At 60.3% G+C, this 22,949-nt stretch carries 18 protein-coding genes; 13 read left to right on the top strand and 5 right to left on the bottom strand.

Features of this window, described 5'->3' with window-relative positions; genetic code table 11:
* Positions 1-27 precede the first annotated feature (27 nt).
* The 5 genes from PspS49_RS25850 to PspS49_RS25830 form a co-directional block, all read right to left on the bottom strand.
* The gene (locus PspS49_RS25850) at positions 28-2,061 is read right to left on the bottom strand and encodes a hypothetical protein (RefSeq protein ID WP_238786303.1); all 2,034 of its coding nucleotides are present in this window, start codon (positions 2,059-2,061) and stop codon (positions 28-30) included.
* Between the two features lie 38 nt (positions 2,062-2,099).
* Positions 2,100-5,582, bottom strand: a complete 3,483-nt coding sequence (locus PspS49_RS25845; protein ID WP_238786302.1) for a calcium-binding protein — start codon at positions 5,580-5,582, stop codon at positions 2,100-2,102.
* An 88-nt stretch (positions 5,583-5,670) separates the two neighbouring features.
* Complete coding sequence (locus PspS49_RS25840; protein ID WP_238786301.1) at positions 5,671-7,437, bottom strand: hypothetical protein; 1,767 nt, start codon at positions 7,435-7,437, stop codon at positions 5,671-5,673.
* Between the two features lie 565 nt (positions 7,438-8,002).
* Positions 8,003-9,319 carry a bifunctional DedA family/phosphatase PAP2 family protein gene (locus PspS49_RS25835; protein WP_127929911.1) on the bottom strand — a complete coding sequence of 439 codons (1,317 nt, stop codon included), beginning with the start codon at positions 9,317-9,319 and terminating at the stop codon, positions 8,003-8,005.
* 127 nt (positions 9,320-9,446) lie between these two features.
* The gene (locus tag PspS49_RS25830) at positions 9,447-10,142 is read right to left on the bottom strand and encodes a DNA-3-methyladenine glycosylase (RefSeq protein WP_127929910.1); all 696 of its coding nucleotides are present in this window, start codon (positions 10,140-10,142) and stop codon (positions 9,447-9,449) included.
* A gap of 177 nt (positions 10,143-10,319) precedes the next feature.
* Between PspS49_RS25830 and PspS49_RS25825 the strand changes: the two genes are divergently transcribed.
* The 13 genes from PspS49_RS25825 to PspS49_RS25765 all read left to right on the top strand — a co-directional run bounded on the left by PspS49_RS25825 (position 10,320) and on the right by PspS49_RS25765 (position 22,902).
* Positions 10,320-11,591: a glutamate-5-semialdehyde dehydrogenase gene (locus PspS49_RS25825; protein ID WP_127929909.1), complete on the top strand. Its 1,272-nt coding sequence runs from the start codon at positions 10,320-10,322 to the stop codon at positions 11,589-11,591.
* A 1-nt stretch (position 11,592) separates the two neighbouring features.
* Positions 11,593-12,282 carry a nicotinate-nucleotide adenylyltransferase gene (nadD, locus tag PspS49_RS25820; protein ID WP_174245089.1) on the top strand — a complete coding sequence of 230 codons (690 nt, stop codon included), beginning with the start codon at positions 11,593-11,595 and terminating at the stop codon, positions 12,280-12,282.
* Positions 12,283-12,354: 72 nt separating this feature from the next.
* Positions 12,355-12,849, top strand: a complete 495-nt coding sequence (rsfS, locus tag PspS49_RS25815; RefSeq protein WP_016986117.1) for a ribosome silencing factor — start codon at positions 12,355-12,357, stop codon at positions 12,847-12,849.
* A gap of 9 nt (positions 12,850-12,858) precedes the next feature.
* Positions 12,859-13,326 (top strand): 23S rRNA (pseudouridine(1915)-N(3))-methyltransferase RlmH, encoded by a 468-nt coding sequence (rlmH, locus tag PspS49_RS25810; RefSeq protein WP_003185785.1) that lies wholly within the window; start codon positions 12,859-12,861, stop codon positions 13,324-13,326.
* Positions 13,327-13,336: 10 nt separating this feature from the next.
* Positions 13,337-15,232, top strand: coding sequence for a penicillin-binding protein 2 (mrdA, locus tag PspS49_RS25805; RefSeq protein ID WP_127929907.1), 1,896 nt, complete (start codon positions 13,337-13,339; stop codon positions 15,230-15,232).
* A 31-nt stretch (positions 15,233-15,263) separates the two neighbouring features.
* A complete protein-coding gene (gene rodA / locus PspS49_RS25800; RefSeq protein ID WP_049802149.1) occupies positions 15,264-16,367 on the top strand; it encodes a rod shape-determining protein RodA in 1,104 nt (367 codons plus the stop codon).
* A gap of 17 nt (positions 16,368-16,384) precedes the next feature.
* The gene (gene mltB / locus PspS49_RS25795; RefSeq protein WP_093434581.1) at positions 16,385-17,395 is read left to right on the top strand and encodes a lytic murein transglycosylase B; all 1,011 of its coding nucleotides are present in this window, start codon (positions 16,385-16,387) and stop codon (positions 17,393-17,395) included.
* Positions 17,395-18,405, top strand: coding sequence for a septal ring lytic transglycosylase RlpA family protein (locus PspS49_RS25790; protein WP_127929906.1), 1,011 nt, complete (start codon positions 17,395-17,397; stop codon positions 18,403-18,405). The genes mltB and PspS49_RS25790 overlap by 1 nt, the downstream gene beginning before the upstream one ends.
* A gap of 185 nt (positions 18,406-18,590) precedes the next feature.
* A complete protein-coding gene (locus PspS49_RS25785; protein WP_016986121.1) occupies positions 18,591-19,748 on the top strand; it encodes a D-alanyl-D-alanine carboxypeptidase family protein in 1,158 nt (385 codons plus the stop codon).
* Between the two features lie 85 nt (positions 19,749-19,833).
* Positions 19,834-20,109 (top strand): DUF493 domain-containing protein, encoded by a 276-nt coding sequence (locus tag PspS49_RS25780; protein ID WP_008087908.1) that lies wholly within the window; start codon positions 19,834-19,836, stop codon positions 20,107-20,109.
* A complete protein-coding gene (gene lipB, locus PspS49_RS25775; protein ID WP_127929905.1) occupies positions 20,109-20,756 on the top strand; it encodes a lipoyl(octanoyl) transferase LipB in 648 nt (215 codons plus the stop codon). Before PspS49_RS25780 ends, lipB begins: the two co-directional genes overlap by 1 nt.
* Positions 20,757-20,781: 25 nt before the next feature.
* Positions 20,782-21,780, top strand: coding sequence for a lipoyl synthase (gene lipA / locus PspS49_RS25770; protein ID WP_161986515.1), 999 nt, complete (start codon positions 20,782-20,784; stop codon positions 21,778-21,780).
* A gap of 171 nt (positions 21,781-21,951) precedes the next feature.
* Positions 21,952-22,902, top strand: coding sequence for an LD-carboxypeptidase (locus tag PspS49_RS25765; protein WP_150751744.1), 951 nt, complete (start codon positions 21,952-21,954; stop codon positions 22,900-22,902).
* The last annotated feature ends 47 nt before the right edge of the window (positions 22,903-22,949 follow it).

Below are 22,949 nucleotides of genomic sequence, written 5' to 3'. Positions count from 1 at the left end.
TCATTATTGGATGAATGGCGCTTTATCTCAGGCCCGATCATGCTCGGCGACCGGCCAGACGACGTCGTCGGCAAAGGTCTTGTCGCCTTTTGGCAAGTCCAGAATCACACCGCCCGAGCCGGCGATTTCATCGATCAGGCGATCGTAGGCATTAGCGCCAAAGTAGCCGGCCGCTCGGCTGTCGGTGCCCGCCCAGGTGGCCTGTTCGATTGTTGCGGCACGATCACCCGCCTGTTCCAGCACGTCCTTGACCCGCGCCGCTTTACTCAGGTCAGAGCGCACCAGCCAGAGCCGTTCGGCGCTGATGCCGCGTGTCGGTGTGGAAATGTGCCCCTCCAGGGCGTCGAAGAGAAATTTGCCCTGGCCGGGGTTGAATGCCTTGTTTTCCGCGCCCGGTACCACTTCCAGCCCGCGAGTATCGATGGCGTAGACAAAAGTGGTGGTTTGCTGGCGGCGGGTGGACGCATAGCCCGTCGTATCATCGAACACGAACGAGTTGTCCGAGTCGGCCTCGTCTCCGGTTCGTTTGCCGTCCGACACGGAACTGTCTGCGGAATCCGAGGACTCGCCGGTACGCCCTTTGGAACTCTGCGGATTCACGCCCGGAAAGCGATTGGCCTGGGTGTTGTAATGCAGCTCGTGATAGAAGCCGCCCCTGGTCGCTGCGTAGGCAGTGGCGTCGTGCAACCCGAACGTTGCACTCAAGGCGCGCTTGTTCGTGGTCCCCGTGGGATTGCCTTTGCGGTACATCATCCGGCCATCCCTGGCCAGTTCGAACGGCAAACGGGTTTCGCCCCTGAACAGCGCTGGAATATCGGTGCGGAAGAGCATGTTGTGGCGCGTGCGCAGATAGCCGAGATGGGCGGCGTAGTCAGCTAAAAACACATCGCTGTATCGCGTCGCTGGCCATTGATGATTGAAGTCCAGGCCTTGGGTGCGCAGGTCGTGAAGGTAGTTTTCGAGTTCTTCGGCGATCAGTTTGAAGCGCTGTTCGTTGCCGGCGTCGAGCGTCAGGCGCTTGTGTTGCTGCGCCCATTCCGGCATCTGGCCGTCACTGGATTCCTTGCGCAAACGGCTCAACTGGGCCTTGCTCAGGTTATAGCTGCGCAGCAACTGCGCGCGCTGAGCGGAATCCAGTTGTGGATGCGACCATTTCAACGAGTCGGCGACAAAGGTGTGATCCTCGACGTTCTGTGCCCGCTGCGCCCATTCCGGTGCTTTTCCAGACTGTTGCGCGGCTGTGCGAAAAGCGGAAACCTGCGAGTCTTCGACGATATACAGTTGCCGGATGTCCTGATCCGACCACTGCGCAAGCGGCGCATCAGCCTTTGCCCGCGCCGGATCGATTGCGATCCAGCGCTGCTCGCTATCCCTGAAGGCATAGCCGAGAACAGCCGTGTCGCTGTTCGATCCAGCAGCGTGAAACGGGTAGTAGCCATCCGCATTCGGCGTCGCGGAGATCGCATGATCATCGGCGTTAAGGAACGTCAGGTGTCGATCCAGACTCCAGAGATTGTCTTGCGTGGTGCGATAAATCGGTGGGCCAGGGGCCGTACGCCGGAACGAGATCACTCGATACGCCTTGACTTCGGCATCATAGCGAACACAAACGTGTTGTCGGCCTTCGATGTCGGGAAGCTGAACATCGACCCAATCCCGGCCGAGGTAGTGCCTGACCCCGGATGCATTTGACGCTGGCAAATCGCCGAAATACGGATGGGCGAAATCCTCCAGCGACGTCATCGAAAAAGAGCGGCTTTGTGCAGATGTCGTCGGCAGAACACTGACTGCGATGGACGCAGCCTGCTGGCGCGAAGTGTCCGGCTCATCCAGGCGCAGCCGCTTGGAGGCAGAAGGCAAGTCCACGGATGATTGGCCCGGAACGCTTTCCGGTCTGGCGAGTATCGGGCTGTCAGCCGGATGCCGTGTTGCAGGTTGCGGAGGACTGGTGGTCGGTGACTTGGGGCGAGGTCCCGGTTTTTGGCGCATGCGATGAACTCCTTGAAACATGACGCAGCCTGTCCGTTGGCTGAGTGGAACGAGCGCCGGCGCAGCAGTCATAGCCACATCGGCGCGCATTCAATGTTGGGTAGACGTGATCAGGTTTTCTGGTTTGAACTGATCAGCAAGTCCTCAGCCCTGACCTGGCTCTGCGGATCGCTGTCGACGCTCCAGTACTTTTTCGCCGAGCGGTAAACCACCTTGCCGGTTGTGCCCTTGGCGCTGAGGTGGGTGACATGAACGTTGGCGGCCAGTTCGTTACGCTGTCGATGCGCTTCGATGTCTGCCAGCAGTGCTTCGACACTGGCAAAACGGCGGGCGTCGATGACGTACAACTGGAAGACTTCGAACAGCAGCGACACTTCATAGATGTTTCCCGCAGACGTCACGACGCTGACTGACTCCACGGGTGATTCAGCGTTGATAGTCGGCAACTCAACCATCGCGCTACCGATGCGCAAGCGGTTGGCGTTCAGTTGAATATCGTCGCGCTTGACCGTTTCCTTCAGGGCACTGGTGAAAATGTTCCAGATAGAAGCATCAGCGGTGTTGGCGGCGGCACCCGGCGTCGAGAGGCGCACGATCGAGTTGCTGGCAAGGTACACGTCGTAACTCGAGCTTTGCCCATCGAGCACGTAGATGCCGGTATGTGGGCCTGGCGGAATCACCACTTTGCTGGGCTGTGCTGGCAGCGAGAGCTTTTCGCCGGGCACGGGGCGGGTGAACAGATAATTCCCTTTCCGCCGCTTCAGGCAACTGCGCGTGCTTTGGCTGCGGGTGCCGGGATTGCGGACATCGTCTTCGTAATCCAGATCCGGCACTTGCAGGCGATACGACACTTCATCCTGCAGGATCAACACGACGTCCTGTGCGAGCAGTGGTGTCGTCACTTTCAGGCTGTTTCGGCCGCTGTAACCGGTGGCTGCGGGGATAGTCTGAATCACCCCTTTGAATGTCACGATCTTCTCTGGCAAGTGCAGCACCAGATCGATGTTCTTGTAGGTGAGATGCGTGTTGCCGGACACACCCTTGCGCACTTCGACGTTGTAGCTAACGACCACGTCGCTGATTTCAGTGCTTTTGAAATCCAGATGGATCGTACGCGAGGTCTGCGCAACCTGTTGCCTGGCGAAGAACTCGACGTTGCCCGCCATACGCGACAGATAATGCCGTTTGCGCCCCAGGTCATTGATCTCCACTGCACCGCCATTGACGATTTCAGCAGCGGGGGCCGGTTTGCCGGCAACGCTCACTGCCACATCGACACGCTCGATCAGGGCCTCGCCCGGTTTCACTGGCAGCAGCGCCAGCAGTTCGTATTCGTCTTGAGTCTTGAACACCAGTTTGTCGTTTTTCAGCTGGCGCTGGCCATCGACCCATTGGTAGACATTTTCGACGGTGAGGACGTGCTCGGGGTCGCTGCCATCCTTGCCGCGCAGGGAGCGGACCCGCAGTGCGGTGTCGTTGATTTCCCAGTGCTGGATGATGTCCTGCGGCCAGCCAAACTCGATCAGGCTGGCGTGTTCGCCATCTTCGACAATCGTCGTGCGTGCGCAGGTATCGGCAATGTAATAGCGATCCATCCCGCTGCCGCCATCGACCCGGCAGTCGATGCCGCCGATGGCGATGGTGTCGTCACCGCCGCCAGCGTTGACCTGGTCGTAACCATTCGCAGCGATGCGGTTGGCTTCATCGCTGCCGGTCACGCGGCTGGTGCCTTTGCGCAACGTCGACACGTTTTCAATCGATGTCAGTTGGGTGACGTGGAGGGCATCGACATAGGGATCAAGGCCGCGCAGGCTGACCTTGCCGCTTTGCAGGTTGATGTCATGGCCGATATTGCGCGTGTCGTTGCGCGGGCGGTTGCCCTCGAGCGCCAGAGTGTCGGAACCTGCGCCGCCATCCAGCACGCTCAGATGCGCCGGTTTGCTTGTCCGGTCGAGTTCCGCCTCGGTGACCTCTTGATAGAACGCGTCGCTTTTGGCGCCGCCCGTCAGCGCTTTGTGATCCGCTCGATAGGTGAAAATATTGGGCTGGTTCTCCAGCCCGATCACCCGGTCATTGCCATCACCGAGGCGCCAGAACACACCTTTGCCATCGCCGGCACTGCCGGAGACCTTGCCCTCGAGGTCTGCCGGCAGACCCTTGCCGGCATCGATGACGTCGTCGCCTTCCACGACCGCCGCATAACTATCGACTTTGAACGGCTGTTCATCCGCGCTTTCATCCCATCGGTAGCGCCAGATTTCCACGGGTTTGAGTTCTACCCGAAACGCACCGTTGACGACGTGTTCGAGGGAGTGTTTGTACGCGCCGTCGAGCATCTGGCGGGCGGACATCTCCAGTTGGCCCTTATGGTCGCGATAGCCCTTGGACAACTTGAAACGGTCCATGACGTCCTTGTCCAGTTCCTGACGGGTGAAGGCGAACCAGCCGGAGCGCAGACGCTCGTGAAACGTCAGTTCGATGTAGTCGTCGATGTCATCGACCACGCGCGCGGCCTGGTAAATCAACGAGGTGGCGATCAGCAGCCCGGCGGCGGCCAGGCCAAGAGGGCCGGCAACGCTGCCGAAACCGGCCACAGCCGCCATGCCCAGCGCCAGACTGATGGCCGCGCCGGCGACACTCAGCCCACCGCTGACGTAGTGGTCCTGGGCTTCTTTGCCGCTGGTGACTGCTGCGGCATTGAATGATGTCACTGCATCATTGATGTCGAACGGCAAGGTGATAATGCTGGCAAACATCCCGGCGCCGCGGCTGAGGTATTTGCCAAAAGAAGTCCGCGGAAAGTACCGGAAGACATTGCCACTCTGGGTGAGCATGGCCTGGCCGCCTTTGCTGAAACCCTGTTCCAGGATCAACGAGCCCAGCTCGGCGGCAATCGAGCCACCCTGAATCCAGGCTTCCCGGGTCTCTCCGTTCTTGATGGCATCGAGCATGGCCCGGTAGCCGCTGTAGATACCGAACGCCTGCATGCCGACACCGGCGCCGCTCATCAGATAGCTTTTGCCTCTGTTGACCCAACCTGGCGAGTTTTCAAATGAGTCGACTTTCTGGATGTCCAGTTTCTGCGCGGCGTGACACAAACGATTGAGGCGTTCCATCACACTGCCCGGCTCAAGGCCGGCGGTGCCGACGAAGAGTTTTCCGGCATTGAACGAGCGCTGGCTGGAAATTTCAAAGAACAACAGCCCGGGGCCATCGATGTCGGCGGTATCGATGGCCTTCAGTCGTGCGTGGGCCTTGTTCGCATCGAAGTTGAGAGCGTCCAGAAAAGCCTGATCGACCTTTTGCATGCCGGCATTCGCCGGGCTGATGGGCTGACCATGCACTGTCGCGCCGAAGGCCTGCAGTTCGACGCGAGTGGTCGTGACTTCGCCAATGCGTAAGGGGCCAAAATGTTTGTCGAGGGATTCCAGTGTGCGCATGAAGGGGGCATCCGGATCCGTCTGGGTGGCGATGCTTTTGCGCACGACAGGACGCGGCTGGCGTCCATGGGGATTGGCCGAGGCTTCGATCTGCTCCATTCCCAGTGCCCGGGCCTCAAGGGCTGCGATGCTGGGTACTATGAGTGTTGACACGTATTAGTCCTTTAATGAGTTGCGCTATGAACCGGCATCCGAGCCGGTGCGTTTCTGTAAGGCACGTTGCGCAGATGACTGCCGGCACTTACGGCCAGGCGATGTCGTAGGCGAATTCGTTGCGGTTGCCCGAGAGTCTGATGATCGGTTGACCCGCCGCTTCGACGCTGTCGATCAAGCGGTCATATTCGAAGGCGTTGGCATGTCCGGCATGGGTGGCCGCCTCGATGCGCTCGGCGCGGTCGCCGGCCTGAGTTCTGATGTCGTCGACCTTGGCGCCTTTGGTCTGGGATGAGTTCAGCAGCCAGATGCGTTCTGCCGCCAATCCGCTGCGGGTAACCGAAATCAGCCCTTCGAAGTCGTCGGAGGGGAACCAGGTAGGGCGGGTATCGCGGGCTGCGGAGTTGAACAGCATGTTCTCTTCATGCGGGACCACTTCCAGGTGGCGGGTGTCGAGGACATACACAAACATCTCTTTTTGTTTTTCGCGGGTGCTGCGGTAATGCCGGTCGTGATCCCAGGCAATCGGGCTGTCCGGATTGGACCAGTCGGACGACGCCGTACTTTCCGTATCACTGGCATCACTGTCCGAAGACGACTCATCGGCCCTGCGTCCCGGGTACTTGTTGGTCTGGCTGTTGTAACGCAGATATTCGGGATCAGGTTTGCTGGCATACGTCTGCCCCTCATTGAGGCTGAACGTGGCACTGATCGGCTTGTGCGTAGTCGCCCCCGGTTCGTGGTGGTAGCGCGGCAGCATGGCGCCGTCATTGGCCAGTTCGAACGGTGTGCGCTCATCGCCGCGAAACAGGGCCGGAATGTCGGTGCGGTACAGACAGTTATTCTTGTTGCGCAGGTAACCGAGCTTCGTCAGGAGCGCTTCGCGCACTTCAGGGGTCAGGCTGCTTTCGGGGTCGTACCAATCGTGTCGGGCATCGCGTTTGAGATTGAGTTGGCTGACGGCATCGCGGCTCAATTGTTCGAGGCGCTGAGGATTGCCGGTGTCCTCGGTCAAGCGCTTGTGCGCCTCGGCCCACTCGGGGATTGCCAAGGTGTTTTTGAGTTCCTGGCGCAAGCGCGTCAACTGGCTCGGCAGCAGATTGTAGGCTTGCAGGAAAGTTTCGCTTTGCTGGCGAGTCATGGTCGGCTGCAGCCAGCGCAGGGCGTCGCTCAGCAAGTCACTGTGCGGGTTGCCGGTCTCTCGGGCTTCGGCCCATTGTGGTGGTCTGCCGCTGGACCCCGCTTCGGCACGAAACCTCAAGATGTCCTGGCCCACGAGGCTGTACACCTGCCAAATTTCGTGATCGGTCCAGTGTTTCAGGTGGGCGGGTTCTGCGCCAAACCCTGCCGCAGGCGCATCGACCCGGACCGGGTTGCCGTATTTGTTCCTGAAGGCAAACTGGATGTCGCCTGGATTCGTGCTCAGGAAGGGCGTGAACTCGTAATAGCCTTGAGCATCCGGTGAACGATAGGTAGGCCTGTAGCGAGCCTGATCGATCTCGCTGGGTGTATCGGTCGTTCGAGGCTGCTTCGGAGCAATCGGCCTGACGCCAGGCATCCCGGGGCGCTTCTGCGAAGCTGCTTCGGGTGTCAGCCGCTCAGCACTGACTGGCGGGATCTCGCTGACCTGTTCGCTCAGACGCCAGGTCGCACGGTCCTGGTTTTTATAAAGCCTGGGGCCAGAGGGATGACGCTCGGTCAGCAGTTTGCTCCGCCAGACACCGTAATCGTCGGTGCCGACATGGGTCGTTTCGAGACGGCCCTCGTATTCGACGTCGACAAAACGGCGGCCGACAATCCAGCGAAAGCCGTCTTCGTCCGCCGGCTGCATGCCGTGCAGAAAGTCTTGTTTCAACCAGTATCGATTTCCCGTCCCGTCGTGACGGGATGTCCCAGGGGGTTGCGAGGGCAGGGCGCTGATCGTAATGGCGGGAGGAAGGACCGGGTCAGTCGCGCCCGGTGCCTCGATGCTGCGCGGCGGGCCGACGGAGTCGGCAAAACCGGGCAGCCGCCAGGCCGCAGGGCCCCCTGGGAATGGAGCAGGTGTCTGCGGGTCGGGTTGTCGAAGGGTCGATGTTGGTTTGCGCGGTATCTTCGGACTCATGAATGACTCGAATCAATAGATAACCAAAACACGCGCCGTAGTTAACGTTGCGTTGGTTGAAGTGTTTTGATGATCGAAAGTTATTGAATTGGCTGAGTCAATCTAATGGTTTTTCCGCGGGGTGGAATGCTTTATCTCGGTGTTGTGCGGGCAATTATGTAACTCGGTTTATGCCGGGTTTATATGTACGAAAGTTGATAGTTGGTTGCCTGAAAACTTTCCCATGACAAGTAAGTTTGAATAGGGCAAGAGCGCTGCTCTCGTCGGAAGTTTCCGAAAAGAGCCGCGCAAGAAAATAACCCTTGTGAAGTTTCAATCAATAAGCGTAACGCAACAACGTATGCGGAAGATGCCGCAGTACGAAGAAACCGAACATTGCCAGCATCGCCGGCAGGATCAGCCACCAGACTTTGAAGGGCATGGCATTGAGCGATGTCGAACGCTGGCTCAGCCACAGGCTCGCCGCACACACGCAACTGGCCAGCATGGCGCCGGCGAGCACGTCAGTTGGCCAGTGCGCACCGAGATAAACCCGCGACAGGGCGATGGCCAGTGCGGGCATGCAACCGATCAGCAGCCAGGTCAGACGCATGCGCGGCGGTTGCCCGCGACCGGCCAGCACAGCGAGGCTGAGAAACAGCGCGAACGCGCCCGAGGCATGGCCACTGGGCATGCTGTAGGTGGTCAGCGGGTCGGTCAGGACTTCCGGGCGCACGCGGGCGAAGAAGTATTTGGTTGCGGTGTTGGCCAGTGCGGTAACCAGCAACGTGCCTGCGGTAAAAAGCGCGTGACGCCATTGCCGGCAGATCAGCAGCAGGACGACGAGCAAAGCGCTGAACATGAGCATGTTGCGGAACTCGCCGATCAGCGTCAGCGTGACTGCAATTTCATCCAGCATTGGCTGGCGATGCTCCTGCACCAGTGTCATCACGCCCTGATCGAGTGCTGTCAGATACGGATAGCCGACGAACAGGCCCGTCAGAATCAACAGGCTCATGCTGCTGATCCAGATCGTCGCGCGACGGTGACGGCGCAAGCTGCTGTTCACGCTGAGACCAACCATTGCGGCGATGCTCCCGGCGACAATGCCGGCTTGCAGCCAGAACCCTTCAGGCAAGGGCAGGCGGAAGGCCGCGCCGGTGGCCCAGCCTGGCAGCAGATAGGCCAGACTCCAGCCGGCGGCGGCCAGCAGGCTGACAGCGGCGAAACGCGGGAAGGGCATGTCGCACATGCCGGCGACCATTGGCAGCATCGGCCGCAGCGGCCCGATGAAGCGGCCGACCAACAGGCTGGCAATGCCGTAGCGCTGGAAATACGACTCGGCGCCGGCCATCCATTCCGGATGATGGCGTAACCCCGGCAGGCGCCGAATGTTTTGGTGGAAATGGCGGCCGAGCAGATACGAAACAGCGTCGCCGAGAATCCCGCCGAGAAAACCCAGCAGCAGGGTTTCGCTCAGCGACAGTGCGCCGCTGCCGGCCAGAACGGCGACGGCAAACAGCAGCACGGTGCCGGGCACGATCAGACCGGCAATCGCCAGGCATTCCACAAAGGCAACAATGAATACCGCCGCAGCCAGCCATTGTGGGTTGGCCGCCAGCCACCCGGTCACGCTATCGAGCCATGGGCCCATACAGAAAAACTCCAAACCATTGATGATCCCTATGCAGGAGCTGCCGCAGGCGGCGATCTTTTGATCTTGATCCTTAAAACAAAGTCAAAAGATCGCAGCCTTCGGCAGCTCCTACATGAGTTTGTGTTTACAGCAGAAAATAATCCCGGCCTTCGACCTGACCGCGGCGCAGCGGGTTCCGCGTGCACCATTGCGCGTAGGCAGCGTCGACAAAGCGATACATCAGATGCTCATCGCGGCCATGGGGAATGCCCAGGCGTGTGGTTTGAATGATGCGCGAAGGTGCCGGTCCGGTGTCCTCTACCAAAAGGACGTCATGATCGAAACGCTTGGCGTCCCACACTGGCACTTTCAGCTCCAGCGCTTTGCACAGCAGGGTTTGCCCGGCGCAGAGTTTTTGCGAAGGACGCGCACGTCCCTGAGCATCGGGGTTATTCAACAGCATTTGCGCCAGACTCGCCGGCCCGCTGACTTCATCGACCCACGGATAAGCGGATTTGATCAATACCGCATTGCCCGGCCCTTGCGCGCTGAAATTCAATGAGTCACCGCCACGGGCGTAATACATATAGATGTGGCCGCCATCCAGAAACAAAGCCTTACGCTTTTCTGTGTAGCCCAACGAAGCGTGGCTGCCTTTTTCGGCGCAGTAATAGGCTTCGGTTTCGATGATTCGCGCGCTTAGCCACAGGTCGCCGACCCGGTGGCGAATGACTTTGCCGAGCAGGTCCTGCGCCAGCACTTGTGCATCTCGGTCGAAAAAGGCGTCCGGGAGCCCCAGCGGCAGGCGTTCGGCGCGGTTGCGAACGGTCAGGTTGGACATGGCAGGTAACGTTTATCCAGGCTCAGGAGGTCGTGATGATAACAACGCACGGCTTAATTGGGCCTGAACGCCGGCGAATCCGCGTTCATTTCGACCATCCGCCCGTCACCGCTGTTAGTCCCGGGACGCGACAGCTATAATCTGCCGCTTTCCTCTTTGCCAAGACCCCAGCAGACCATGACTGAGTCCGTTCTTGACTACATGACCCGATTGGGTCGCGCCGCCCGCGAAGCCTCCCGGGTCATCGGCCGTGCCAGCACCGCGCAGAAAAACCGCGCCTTGCAGGCTGCTGCCAATGCCCTCGACGCCGCGCGCGCCGAGCTTGCCGCAGCCAATGAACAGGATCTGGCCGCCGGTCGCGCCAACGGTCTGGAACCCGCTTTGCTGGAACGTCTGGAACTGACCCCGGCGCGCATCGACGGCATGATCGTCGGTTTGCGTCAGGTCGCCGCGCTGCCGGATCCGGTCGGTGCGATCCGCGACATGAGCTTCCGTCCGTCGGGGATTCAGGTCGGCAAGATGCGCGTGCCGCTGGGTGTGATCGGGATCATCTACGAATCCCGTCCGAACGTGACCATCGATGCCGCCAGCCTGTGCCTCAAGTCTGGCAACGCGACCATCCTGCGCGGTGGCTCCGAAGCGATTCATTCCAACCGGGCGATTGCCGCGTGCATTCAGCGTGGTCTGGCCGAAGCCGAACTGCCCGCTGCTGTGGTGCAAGTGGTCGAAACCACTGACCGTGCCGCCGTCGGCGCGATGATCACCATGCCCGAGTACGTCGACGTGATCGTGCCGCGTGGTGGCCGTGGCCTGATCGAACGCATCAGCCGTGATGCCCGGGTGCCGGTGATCAAGCATCTCGACGGCATCTGCCACGTTTACGTCAGTGCAAACGCCGATCTGCCGAAAGCCCAGCGCATCGCCTTCAATGCCAAGACTTATCGTTATGGCATCTGCGGTGCGATGGAGACGCTGCTGGTTGATCAGACGGTTGCCAAGGATTTCCTGCCGTCGATGGCCGCCCAGTTCCGCGAAAAAGGCGTCGAATTGCGCGGCTGCGAGCGCACCCTGGCGATTATTGACGCCGTTGCGGCCAGCGAAGACGACTGGAGCACCGAGTACCTGGCGCCGATCCTGTCGATCCGTGTGGTCGAGGGTCTGGATCAGGCGATTGAACACATCAACCATTACGGCTCCCATCACACCGACTCGATTGTCAGCGAAAATCTCGCCGATACCCGGCGCTTTGTGGCGGAAGTCGACTCGGCGTCGGTGATGATCAACACCCCGACCTGCTTCGCCGATGGATTTGAATACGGATTGGGTGCCGAGATCGGCATTTCTACTGATAAGCTGCACGCCCGCGGCCCGGTGGGTCTCGAAGGACTGACCTGCGAGAAGTACATCGTGGTCGGTGATGGCCAGTTGCGCGGCCAGGCGACGGTCTGACTTGACCGACCTCGACCTGACAGCGCCGCAGACCGGCAGCGAGTCCCGCCCCCGACGCATCGGCGTATTGGGCGGCACGTTCGACCCGGTGCACATCGGCCATTTGCGTGGTGGGCTGGAAGTTGCCGAAGCGCTGGCGCTCGACGAGTTGCGCCTGATGCCGAATGCGCGGCCGCCACATCGCGGTACGCCGCAGGTGTCGGCGCAGGATCGCTTGGCGATGGTCGAGTGTGCGGTGGCCGGATTGCCGTCGCTGGTGGTGGACGCCCGCGAATTGCAGCGGGACAAGCCGTCCTGGACCATTGATACCCTGGAGTCGATGCGTGCCGAAATGCCCGCCGAGACCCAGGTTTTTCTGCTTTTGGGCTGGGACGCATTTTGCGGCCTGCCCAGTTGGCATCGCTGGGAAGAGTTGCTCCAGCATTGCCACATCCTGGTGCTACAGCGCCCGGACGCCGACAGCGAACCGCCGGATGCCTTGCGCAACCTGCTGGCAGCGCGTTCGGTGAGCGACCCGCTGGCCCTGAAAGGGCCGAGCGGACAGATTGCATTCGTCTGGCAGACACCGCTCGCGGTTTCCGCCACCCAGATCCGTCAACTGCTGGCCAGCGGTAAGTCGGTACGTTTCCTGGTGCCCGACGCGGTCCTGGCCTACATCGATGCGCACGGACTTTACCGTGCGTCGAACTGAGCAAGGCGTGCTTCACTGATACGAATACACGTATCGCCAAGCCGCCGAATATATGAGCAAAACGAGTTTTATATGACTGACAAAGACCAAACCAAAGTAAAGCGCAAAGGCACATTCAAGAGCGCCCCGCTGCCTGAACCGGTCAACACCAACGAGCCGCTGAAGGGCGACGAGCTGGTCAAACTGGCCGTAGCCGCTCTGGAAGACGTCAAGGCGCAAGACATCCAGATCATCGATGTTCGCGACAAGCAGAGCATCACTGACTACATGATCATCGCCACCGGTACGTCCAACCGCCAGATCAACGCGATGCTCGACAAGGTTCGCGAAGAAGTCAAAAAGCAGGGCGCCAAGCCGCTGGGCGAAGAAGGCAAGGGCGACAGCGACTGGGTGCTGCTCGACCTGGACCTGGTGATCGTGCACATGATGACTGCCTCGGCACGTCAGTTCTACGACCTGGAGCGCCTGTGGGCCGGTGCCGAGCAGAGCCGTGCGGCCGACGCCAAACACCACAGCCCGGAAAACACCCACGAGCATTTCACCAAGCTCAACAAAGACCAGCTGTAAGGGATTGCTGTGCGACTGCGCCTGATCGCCGTCGGTTCACGCATGCCCAAGTGGGTGGAAGAAGGCTGGCATGAATATGCCAAGCGTCTTCCGTCCGAGCTGGCGCTGGAACTGGTGGAAATACCGCTCAATACCCGTGGCAAGAATGCCGACGTGGCCCGTTTCATCCGCCAGGAAGGCGAAGCCATGCTGGCCAAGGTCGGGCCGAACGAGCGGATCGTCACGCTGGAAGTCCACGGCAAGCCCTGGAGCACCGAGCAGCTTGCGGTCGAACTCGACCGTTGGCGGCTGGATTCGCGCACGGTCAATTTCATGGTCGGTGGCCCGGAAGGGCTGGCGCCGGAAGTCTGTGCCCGTGCCGATCAGCGCTGGTCGTTGTCGCCGCTGACGTTACCGCACCCGCTGGTGCGGATCCTGATCGGCGAACAGTTGTATCGTGCCTGGACCGTGCTGTCCGGTCACCCTTACCACAAGTAATCCAGCCCTCATGTCTCAGCCGATCCGCATCAAGGACCACGAAAAGGACGCACGCCTGGTGCGTAGCCGCGTCGTGTTCGGGGCCATTGCGATCATGCTGTTGATCGGCGTGTTGATCGCGCGGCTGTATTACTTGCAGGTGATCCAGTACGAGTACCACTCGACGCTCTCGGAAAACAACCGCGTCCATGTGCAGCCGATTCCACCGACCCGTGGGTTGATTTTCGACCGCAACGGCGTGGTGGTGGCGGACAACCGCCCAAGCTTCAGCCTGAGCATGACCCGCGAGCGCTCCGGCGACTGGCAGCAAGTGCTCGACGTGATTGTCGAAGTGCTGGAGCTGACGCCCGAGGATCGGGTGATCTTCGAGAAGCGCATGCGTCAGGGGCGCCGGCCGTTTGAACCGGTGCCGATCCTGTTCGAGCTGAGCGAAGAGCAGATTGCCCGGATCGCCGTGAACCAGTTCCGCCTGCCCGGCGTGGAGGTGGTTGCGCAACTGGTTCGTCACTACCCGCAGGGCGCGCATTTTGCGCACTCGGTCGGCTACATGGGGCGGATCAACGAGAAAGAGCTGAAGACCCTCGATCCGGTCAACTACAGTGGCACCCATCACATCGGTAAAACCGGCATCGAGCGTTTCTACGAGCCGGAATTGCACGGTCAGGTCGGTTACGAAGAAGTCGAGACCAACGCCCGTGGTCGCGTTTTGCGTGTGCTCAAGCGCACCGATCCGATTCCCGGCAAGGACATCGTCCTCAGTCTGGACATCAAATTGCAGGAAGCGGCCGAGGCGGCATTGGGCGGACGTCGCGGCGCGGTCGTGGCGCTCGATCCGAAGACCGGCGAAGTTCTGGCAATGGTCAGCCAGCCGAGTTTTGACCCGAACCTGTTCGTCACCGGCATCAGCTTCAAAGCCTACGCCGAGTTGCGCGATTCGATCGACCGGCCATTGTTCAACCGCGTGCTGCGCGGTCTGTACCCGCCGGGCTCGACGATCAAGCCAGCGGTGGCGATTGCCGGTCTCGATTCCGGTGTGGTGACGGCTTCGAGCCGAGTGTTCGACCCCGGCTACTACATGCTGCCCAACTACGATCACAAATACCGTAACTGGAACCGCACGGGCGACGGCTTCGTCGATCTCGATACCGCGATCATGCGTTCCAACGACACCTACTTCTATGACCTGGCGCACAAGCTCGGCATTGATCGGTTGTCGGCTTATATGAACAAGTTCGGCATAGGCCAGAAGGTCTCGCTGGACATGTTCGAAGAATCCCCCGGCCTGATGCCGTCCCGCGAATGGAAGCGGGCGACGCGTAAACAGGCGTGGTTCCCGGGCGAAACCCTGATTCTCGGGATCGGCCAGGGCTACATGCAATCAACCCCGCTGCAGTTGGCTCAGGCCACCGCGCTGGTGGCCAACAAAGGCATCTGGAATCGTCCGCACCTGGCTAAATCCCTCGAAGGGGTGAAGCCGGTAGACGAAAACCCGATGCCGGACATTGTCCTGCGTGATCCGTCGGACTGGACCAAGGTCAACCACGGCATGCAGCAGGTTATGCACGGCGCGCGCGGTACCGCGCGCAAAGCGGCGATCGGTGCGCAATATCGCATCGCCGGCAAATCGGGTACGGCGCAGGTCGTGGCGATCAAGCAGGGTGAGAAGTACGACCGCTCCAAGGTTCAGGAACGCCACCGCGACCATGCCTTGTTCGTCGGTTTCGCCCCGGCCGATGACCCGAAAATCGTCGTATCGGTGATGGTCGAGAACGGTGAGTCCGGCTCCGGCGTTGCGGCGCCGGTGGTGCGTCAGGTCATGGACGCCTGGCTGCTCGATCAGGACGGACGTTTGAAGGCCGAATACGCCAGCCCAATCAGTGCGGAGGCTACGGCCCGTGATGAATAACTTTGATCGCATGCTCTCCAGTGAGGATGTGATGCGTCGCCGCGCGACGTTGCTGCAAAGACTGCATATCGATGGCCCGTTACTGATCCTGCTGCTGATTCTCGCCGCCGGCAGTTTGTTCGTGCTGTATTCGGCGAGCGGCAAGAGCTGGGATCTGTTGGCTAAACAGGCCACTTCGTTCGGTATCGGTCTGGTGTCGATGATCATCATCGCCCAGTTCGAGCCGCGTTTCATGGCGCGCTGGGTGCCGCTTGGTTATGTGATTGGCGTGGTGCTGCTGTTGGTGGTGGACATCATGGGCCACAACGCGATGGGCGCGACGCGCTGGATCAACATCCCCGGGGTGATCCGCTTCCAGCCCTCGGAGTTCATGAAGATCCTGATGCCGGCGACCATCGCCTGGTACCTGTCCAAGCGCACGTTACCGCCACAACTCAAGCATGTCGGCATCAGCCTGATGCTGATCGGCGTGCCGTTCGCGCTGATCGTGCGCCAGCCTGACCTCGGTACTTCGCTGCTGATTCTGGCGGGCGGCGCGTTTGTGCTGTTCATGGGCGGGCTGCGCTGGCGCTGGATTCTCAGCGTGCTGGCGGCGGCGATTCCAGTGTCGGTGGCCATGTGGTTCTTCATCATGCACGACTACCAGAAGCAGCGAATCCTGACCTTCCTCGACCCGGAAAGCGATCCTCTGGGCACCGGCTGGAACATCATTCAGTCGAAAGCCGCGATCGGTTCCGGCGGCGTGTTCGGCAAGGGCTGGCTGCTTGGCACCCAGTCGCACCTGGACTTCCTGCCGGAAAGCCACACCGACTTCATCATTGCCGTACTCGGTGAAGAGTTCGGCCTGGTGGGCATCTGCGCGCTGCTGCTGATCTATCTGTTGCTGATTGGCCGGGGGCTGGTGATCACCGCCCAGGCACAAACGCTGTTCGGCAAATTGCTCGCCGGTGCGTTGACCATGACGTTTTTTGTTTACGTTTTCGTCAACATCGGTATGGTCAGTGGCCTGTTGCCGGTTGTAGGGGTGCCGTTGCCGTTCATTAGCTACGGAGGAACTTCGCTGGTGACGCTGCTGTCAGCGTTTGGGGTTTTGATGTCGATCCATACCCATCGCAAGTGGATCGCACAGGTTTGAATAAGGTGAAGAGTTCAATGCAAGTAATGCGTGGCTGGGCGACTCGATGCGCGCCGCTGGTTGGCCTGATGGGCCTGCTGGGCAGCGTGCAGGAAGCGCTGGCCGGCGAATACGAAGGCTCGCCGCAGGTGGCCGAATTCGTCGGTGAAATGACCCGCGACTACGGTTTCGCCGGTGAGCAATTGATGGCGGTGTTCCGCGAGGCTCAGCGCAAACAGGCGATTCTCGACGCCATTTCCAGACCTGCCGAGCGCGTCAAGCAGTGGAAAGAATACCGCCCGATGTTCATCACCGACGCGCGTATCGCCCGTGGTGTGGATTTCTGGCGTCAGCACGAGGCCACACTGGCCCGTGCCGAGCAGGAATACGGCGTACCGGCACAAGTCATCGTGTCGATCATCGGTGTTGAAACCTTTTTCGGACGTAATACCGGCAATTACCGGGTGATCGATGCCTTGTCGACGCTCGGTTTCGACTATCCTCCCCGTGCCGAATTTTTCCGCAAGGAGCTGCGTGAGTTCCTGCTGCTGGCCCGTGAAGAACAAGTCGATCCATTGACCCTCAAAGGCTCGTACGCCGGGGCCATGGGCCTGCCGCAGTTCATGCCGAGCAGCTTTCGCGCGTATGCGGTGGATTTCGACGGTGACGGCCACATCAATATCTGGAACAACCCGGATGATGCGATTGGCAGCGTCGCCAGTTACTTCAAACGACATGGCTGGGTGGCCGGCGAGCCGGTGGTCAGCCGCGCCGATGTGCGGGGCGAGCAGGTCGACGAAGGCCTGACCACCGGCATCGAGCCGACGAAGACGGTCGGAGAGTTGCGGGCGCTGGGCTGGTCAAGTCATGATGCGCTGCGCGATGATATGCCGGTGACTGCATTTCGCCTCGAAGGCGACAATGGCCCCGAATACTGGATGGGCCTGAAGAATTTCTACGCGATCACGCGTTATAACCGCAGCGTGATGTACGCCATGGCCGTACATCAACTGTCTGAACAGCTGGTACAAGCACGGGGCGTCAAGTAATGCAGGCATTGCCTAACAGTAAACCCCTGAAGCTGGTGGCATTCGCTGCGTTGGCAGTGCTGGTCGCCAGTTGTTCGACCAGCCGTTCGCCGACCCAGAAAACCACGAATACCGCCGTGCGGGCGCAGCCGGGCCTGGACATCAACCGTGCGCACAAAGATGGCGCGCCGTGGTGGGACGTCGACGTGTCGCGCATCCCCGATGCCACCCCGACCCTGCACACTGGCCCGTACAAGGCCAACCCGTACACCGTGCTGGGCAAGACTTACTTCCCGTTGCAGGAATCCAAGACTTACGTCGCGTCCGGTACGGCGTCCTGGTACGGCACCAAGTTTCACGGTCAGAACACCGCCAACGGCGAGGTCTATGACCTGTACGGCATGAGTGCTGCCCACAAGACTCTGCCATTGCCAAGTTACGTTCGGGTGACCAACCTGGACAACAACCGCACGGTGATCCTACGGGTCAACGACCGTGGGCCGTTCTATTCCGACCGCATCATCGACTTGTCCTACGCGGCGGCGAAAAAACTCGGTTACGCCGAAACCGGCACTGCGCGGGTCAAGGTTGAAGGCATCGATCCTCAGCAATGGTGGGCCGCCAAGGGCCGTCCGGCGCCTTTGATGCTCAACGAGCCGCAAGTCGCGCAGAATAGCGCACCGGTGATCACGGCCTCGGCCGGCACTGTCGAGCAATGGACGCCACCGCCGCAGCAACATGCCTCTGACACCGTCCCGGTGCCGATGAGCGCAAAAAAAAACGCTTCTGCAACAGCGTCTGGCCAGTATCTGCAGGTGGGCGCGTTCGCCAACCCGGACGCTGCAGAACTGCTGAGGTCGAAGCTCAGCGGGATGGTGAGCGCTCCGGTGTTCATCAGTTCGATCGTGCGCAATCAGCAGACCCTGCATCGGGTACGTCTGGGGCCGATCGGTTCGCCGGGTGAAATTGCCCAGGTGCAGAACAGCGTGCGCCTGGCCAACCTTGGTTCGCCAAGTGTGGTCACCGAGTAATACGTAGAACTTGATTGACGATTCGCCAGCGATTGGGGGGTGAATCAGGTTGTTGGCTCGTCGAAGAACAAAAGCCCGGCAAGGGTGACTGGAGTGAGCAACTGAACACGCGATGGCTCGTTAGAAAGTCATCTGATTAAATTTTGTCCGCAAGGACAGTTTCCATTAGCGATTTCGAGAGACGGATGAACATCACCACCTTTGCCAAACGCCTGTGTCTGCTAGTCCCGCTGCTCCTCTCGCCAGCCGCCTTCGCGGCCGAGATGATGCCGTCGCCACCACAACTGGCCGCCAAAGCCTACGTACTCATGGATGCCGCCAGCGGCAACGTGCTGGTAGAGAACAACGGTGACCAGCGTCTGCCGCCGGCCAGCCTGACCAAACTGATGACCGCGTACATTGCTACGCTGGAAATCCGTCGTGGCCAGATCGGTGAAAACGATCCGGTGACCGTCAGCGAAAACGCCTGGCGCACCGGCGGTTCGCGGATGTTCATCAAAGTCGGCTCGCAGGTGACTGTCAGCGACCTGCTGCACGGCATCATCATCCAGTCCGGCAACGACGCCAGCGTGGCGCTGTCCGAGCACATCGCCGGCAGCGAAGATGCGTTCGCCGATCTGATGAACAAGACTGTCACCGATCTGGGCATGACCAATACCCACTTCATGAACCCGACCGGTCTGCCAAATCCTGAGCACTACTCGTCGGCCCACGACATGGCGATCCTGGCCCGTGCGATCATCCACGAAGACCCGGCTCACTACGCGATCTACTCGCAGAAAGAGTTCTTCTGGAACGGCATCAAGCAGCCTAACCGCAACCTGCTGCTGTGGCGCGACAAGACCGTTGACGGTCTGAAAACCGGTCACACCGACGAAGCCGGCTACTGCATGGTGTCCTCGGCTGTACGTGATGGCCAGCGCCTGATCGCCGTCGTGTTTGGCACCAACAGCGAAGTGGCTCGCGCCGCTGAAACCCAGAAGCTGCTGACCTACGGTTTCCGCTTCTTCGAAACCCAGACCTTCTACCAGAAGGGCACCGAACTGGCTCAGGCCCCGGTGTGGAAAGGCACCACCAATCAAGTCAAGGCCGGCCTGGCTGAAGACCTGACCATGACCCTGCCAAAAGGCCAGCTGAAGAAGCTCGCTGCGAGCATGACCATGAACCCGCAACTGACCGCGCCAATCGCCAAGGGCGACGTGATCGGTAAAGTCGAAGTCAAACTGGAAGACAAGGTGGTGCACAGCGCCGACCTGATCGCTCTGGATGGCGTCGAGGAGGGTGGTATCTTCCGCCGCATGTGGGATAGCATCCGTCTATTCTTCTACGGCTTGTTCAACTGATTTGTGTTGACCTGCATGGCCCCGCCCCGATCCGGAGCGGGGCCATGTGCGTTACCACGGCTTGCGCTCTAGAGGCCGTTACGCCATGACCGATACCGAAGTAAAGGCGCCAAAGATCGAATTTCCCCAGGTTGATTATCCGGTTAAGGTGATCAGCGACACGGGGGTTGGCCACAAAGACAAGATCATCGAAATCGTGAAGAAATTCGCGAAGATCAATGATGAGCGTGTCGACGAGCGTTCGAGCAGCAACGGCAAATACACCACGATTCAGTTGCACATCGTCGCGACCGATCAGGATCAGCTGTACAACATCAACAGCGAACTGCGGGCGACCGGCTTCGTGCACATGGTGTTGTGATGCCGGGCACGCTGGGCTTTCGCGAGCTCGGCCAGATGGCCTACGAGCCGGTCTGGCATGCCATGCAACGTTTTACCAACGAACGCGGCAGCGATGCCGCTGACGAAATCTGGCTCGTCGAGCACCCGCCGGTGTTCACTCAGGGCCAGGCCGGCAAGGCCGAACACTTGCTGCTGCCGGGCGATATCCCGGTGGTGCAGGTCGATCGCGGCGGGCAGGTGACTTATCATGGTCCCGGCCAGTTGGTGGCTTACCTGCTGCTGGATGTGCGCAAACTGGGTTTCGGCGTACGAGATCTGGTCAGTCGCATGGAACAGTGCCTGATCGAACTGCTGGCCAGCTACGGGGTAACCGCAGCGGCCAAGCCAGATGCTCCCGGCGTCTACGTCGACGGAGCGAAAATCGCTTCTCTGGGTTTGCGGATTCGCCACGGTTGTTCCTTTCATGGCCTGGCCCTGAACGTGGATATGAACCTGGAACCGTTTCGACGGATTAATCCCTGCGGCTATGCCGGGCTGGCGATGACCCAGCTGAGCGATCACGCAGGATCGATTGAATTTGCCGAGGTAAGTGCCCGGCTGCGCGCGCAGCTCGTCAAACACCTCGACTATGCTGAGCAGACGACCCTGACGGGCGGAATCGACTGATATGACTACTGATGCAGTGCAAACCATGATCCCGACGCTCGACGTGACCGAGCGCCCGGCCCCGCGTCCCAAGGTAGAAGCCGGCGTCAAGCTGCGCGGTGCCGAGAAGGTTGCACGCATCCCGGTAAAGATCATTCCGACCACCGAGCTGCCGAAGAAACCTGACTGGATTCGTGTACGTATCCCGGTTTCGCCGGAAGTCGACCGGATCAAGAGCCTGCTGCGCAAACACAAACTGCACAGCGTCTGCGAAGAAGCGTCCTGCCCGAACCTCGGCGAGTGCTTCTCCGGTGGCACCGCGACCTTCATGATCATGGGTGACATCTGCACCCGTCGCTGCCCGTTCTGCGACGTTGGCCACGGCCGTCCGAAGCCACTGGACGTCAATGAGCCGGAAAGCCTGGCCATCGCCATCGCCGACCTCAAGCTCAAGTACGTGGTGATCACCTCGGTTGACCGCGACGACCTGCGTGACGGCGGTGCCCAGCACTTTGCCGACTGCATCCGCGAAATCCGCAAACTGTCGCCGAACGTGCAGCTCGAGACTCTGGTTCCGGATTACCGTGGACGTATGGACGTCGCGCTGGAAATCACCGCCGCCGAGCCGCCGGATGTGTTCAACCACAACCTGGAAACCGTGCCGCGTCTTTACAAGGCTGCGCGTCCGGGTTCGGATTACCAGTGGTCGCTGACTCTGCTGCAACGCTTCAAGCAGATGATGCCGCACATTCCGACCAAGTCCGGCCTGATGCTGGGTCTGGGCGAGACCGACGAGGAAGTCATCGAAGTCATGAAGCGCATGCGCGAGCATGACATCGACATGCTGACCCTTGGCCAGTATCTGCAGCCGTCGCGCAGCCACTTGCCGGTGCAGCGTTTCGTGCACCCGGACACCTTCGCCTGGTTCGCCGAAGAAGGTTACAAGATGGGCTTCAAGAACGTCGCGTCGGGCCCGCTGGTGCGTTCTTCGTACCACGCCGACGAGCAAGCCAAGCTGGTCAAGGCTGAGCTGCTGGGTTCCTGATCCGGCGCTGAATAAAAAATGCCCGCCGAGGTTTTAACGCCCGGCGGGCATTTTTTTGCCCGTCTTACATTCGATGCTGATTTTTCCTGCAACCTGCGGCGTGGCCGACCCTCTTCTGTTTGCCGCCGTTCCTGACTACTGTGTGTGCATGACTCACAGGGAGATCCAAGGATGACCGTTCGACCGACCCACACACTTTGTCCGCACAGAGCCGTGCCCGCACTGCCCTCAGAAGGGCTGATCGGCGTCATTGCGCCTGCTGGTCCAGGAACCCTGGACACCGATAAAGCGGTGCAATGGATGCGCGCCCGTGGCTATGGGCTGAAGGTGTTTCCGGGTGTCTATGAAAAGGATGGCTATCTGGCCGGCAGTGACGATGTACGCCTGCGTGACCTGCACGCGGCGTTCGCTGACCCCGAGGTCGACGCGATCATTTGCCTGCGCGGCGGCTATGGTACGCCGCGCCTGCTGGACCGGATCGACTACGACCTGCTCAGTCGCAACGCCAAGCCATTCGTCGGCTACAGCGATATCACCGCGCTGCACCTGGCCATCAGCCGTTATGCCGGATTCGTGACCTTCCACGGGCCGCTACTCAACGCCGACCTGCTGGGCGACAAGGAGCCGCCGACGGTGACTTCGTTCTTCGCCATGCTGCGCGGGCAATTGAAGGCGGGGAGTGTGCTGAGCCATCCGGTGGCTTATCCGTTGATCACAGTAGAGCCTGGTGTCGCGCATGGGCGCTTGCTTGGCGGCAATCTGGCGATGATTGCTGCAACCTTGGGCACGCCTTATGAAATTGATGTTGAAGGGGTGATTCTGCTGATCGAAGACATCAACGAGCCGCTGTATCGCATTGACCGGCTGCTCACCCAGATGCGCCTGGCCGGCAAGTTGGCCAAGTTGCGCGGGGTGTTGGTCGGGGATATTGCAGGCGTGGATGTCGAAGCGCTGAACCGCTTGCTCAAACAGACCTTCGAGCCTTTACGAATTCCGGTTTTGTCTGGCTGGCGCAGCGGCCATTGCGATCCGAACCTGACGCTGCCGATGGGCGCGCTGGTGCGGCTGGATGCGGGGAAGCAGGAATTGATGCTGGAGCAGGATGTGGTGATCAAGGCTTAAAGGTTAGTCGCCTGATAGTTAGTCTTCGCGAGCAGGCTCGCTCCCAC

It is taken from the genome of Pseudomonas sp. S49, from assembly GCF_009866785.1.
Taxonomy (GTDB): Bacteria; Pseudomonadota; Gammaproteobacteria; order Pseudomonadales; family Pseudomonadaceae; genus Aquipseudomonas.
Note: the sequence above shows the minus strand (reverse complement) of the source record. Positions and strands in the feature narration are given on the sequence as shown.

Excerpts from the sequence above, each read along its gene's own strand:
- mltB (WP_093434581.1), top strand. The coding sequence starts at position 16,385 with ATGCAAGTAATGCGTGGCTGGGCGACTCGATGCGCGCCGCTGGTTGGC.
- PspS49_RS25850 (WP_238786303.1), bottom strand. The coding sequence starts at position 2,061 with ATGACTGCTGCGCCGGCGCTCGTTCCACTCAGCCAACGGACAGGCTGC.
- mrdA (WP_127929907.1), top strand. The coding sequence starts at position 13,337 with ATGTCTCAGCCGATCCGCATCAAGGACCACGAAAAGGACGCACGCCTG.
- PspS49_RS25790 (WP_127929906.1), top strand. The coding sequence starts at position 17,395 with ATGCAGGCATTGCCTAACAGTAAACCCCTGAAGCTGGTGGCATTCGCT.
- PspS49_RS25835 (WP_127929911.1), bottom strand. The coding sequence starts at position 9,319 with ATGGGCCCATGGCTCGATAGCGTGACCGGGTGGCTGGCGGCCAACCCA.
- PspS49_RS25765 (WP_150751744.1), top strand. The coding sequence starts at position 21,952 with ATGACCGTTCGACCGACCCACACACTTTGTCCGCACAGAGCCGTGCCC.
- lipA (WP_161986515.1), top strand. The coding sequence starts at position 20,782 with ATGATCCCGACGCTCGACGTGACCGAGCGCCCGGCCCCGCGTCCCAAG.
- PspS49_RS25780 (WP_008087908.1), top strand. The coding sequence starts at position 19,834 with ATGACCGATACCGAAGTAAAGGCGCCAAAGATCGAATTTCCCCAGGTT.
- PspS49_RS25785 (WP_016986121.1), top strand. The coding sequence starts at position 18,591 with ATGAACATCACCACCTTTGCCAAACGCCTGTGTCTGCTAGTCCCGCTG.
- rodA (WP_049802149.1), top strand. The coding sequence starts at position 15,264 with ATGCGTCGCCGCGCGACGTTGCTGCAAAGACTGCATATCGATGGCCCG.
- rsfS (WP_016986117.1), top strand. The coding sequence starts at position 12,355 with ATGACTGACAAAGACCAAACCAAAGTAAAGCGCAAAGGCACATTCAAG.
- PspS49_RS25825 (WP_127929909.1), top strand. The coding sequence starts at position 10,320 with ATGACTGAGTCCGTTCTTGACTACATGACCCGATTGGGTCGCGCCGCC.
- PspS49_RS25830 (WP_127929910.1), bottom strand. The coding sequence starts at position 10,142 with ATGTCCAACCTGACCGTTCGCAACCGCGCCGAACGCCTGCCGCTGGGG.
- lipB (WP_127929905.1), top strand. The coding sequence starts at position 20,109 with ATGCCGGGCACGCTGGGCTTTCGCGAGCTCGGCCAGATGGCCTACGAG.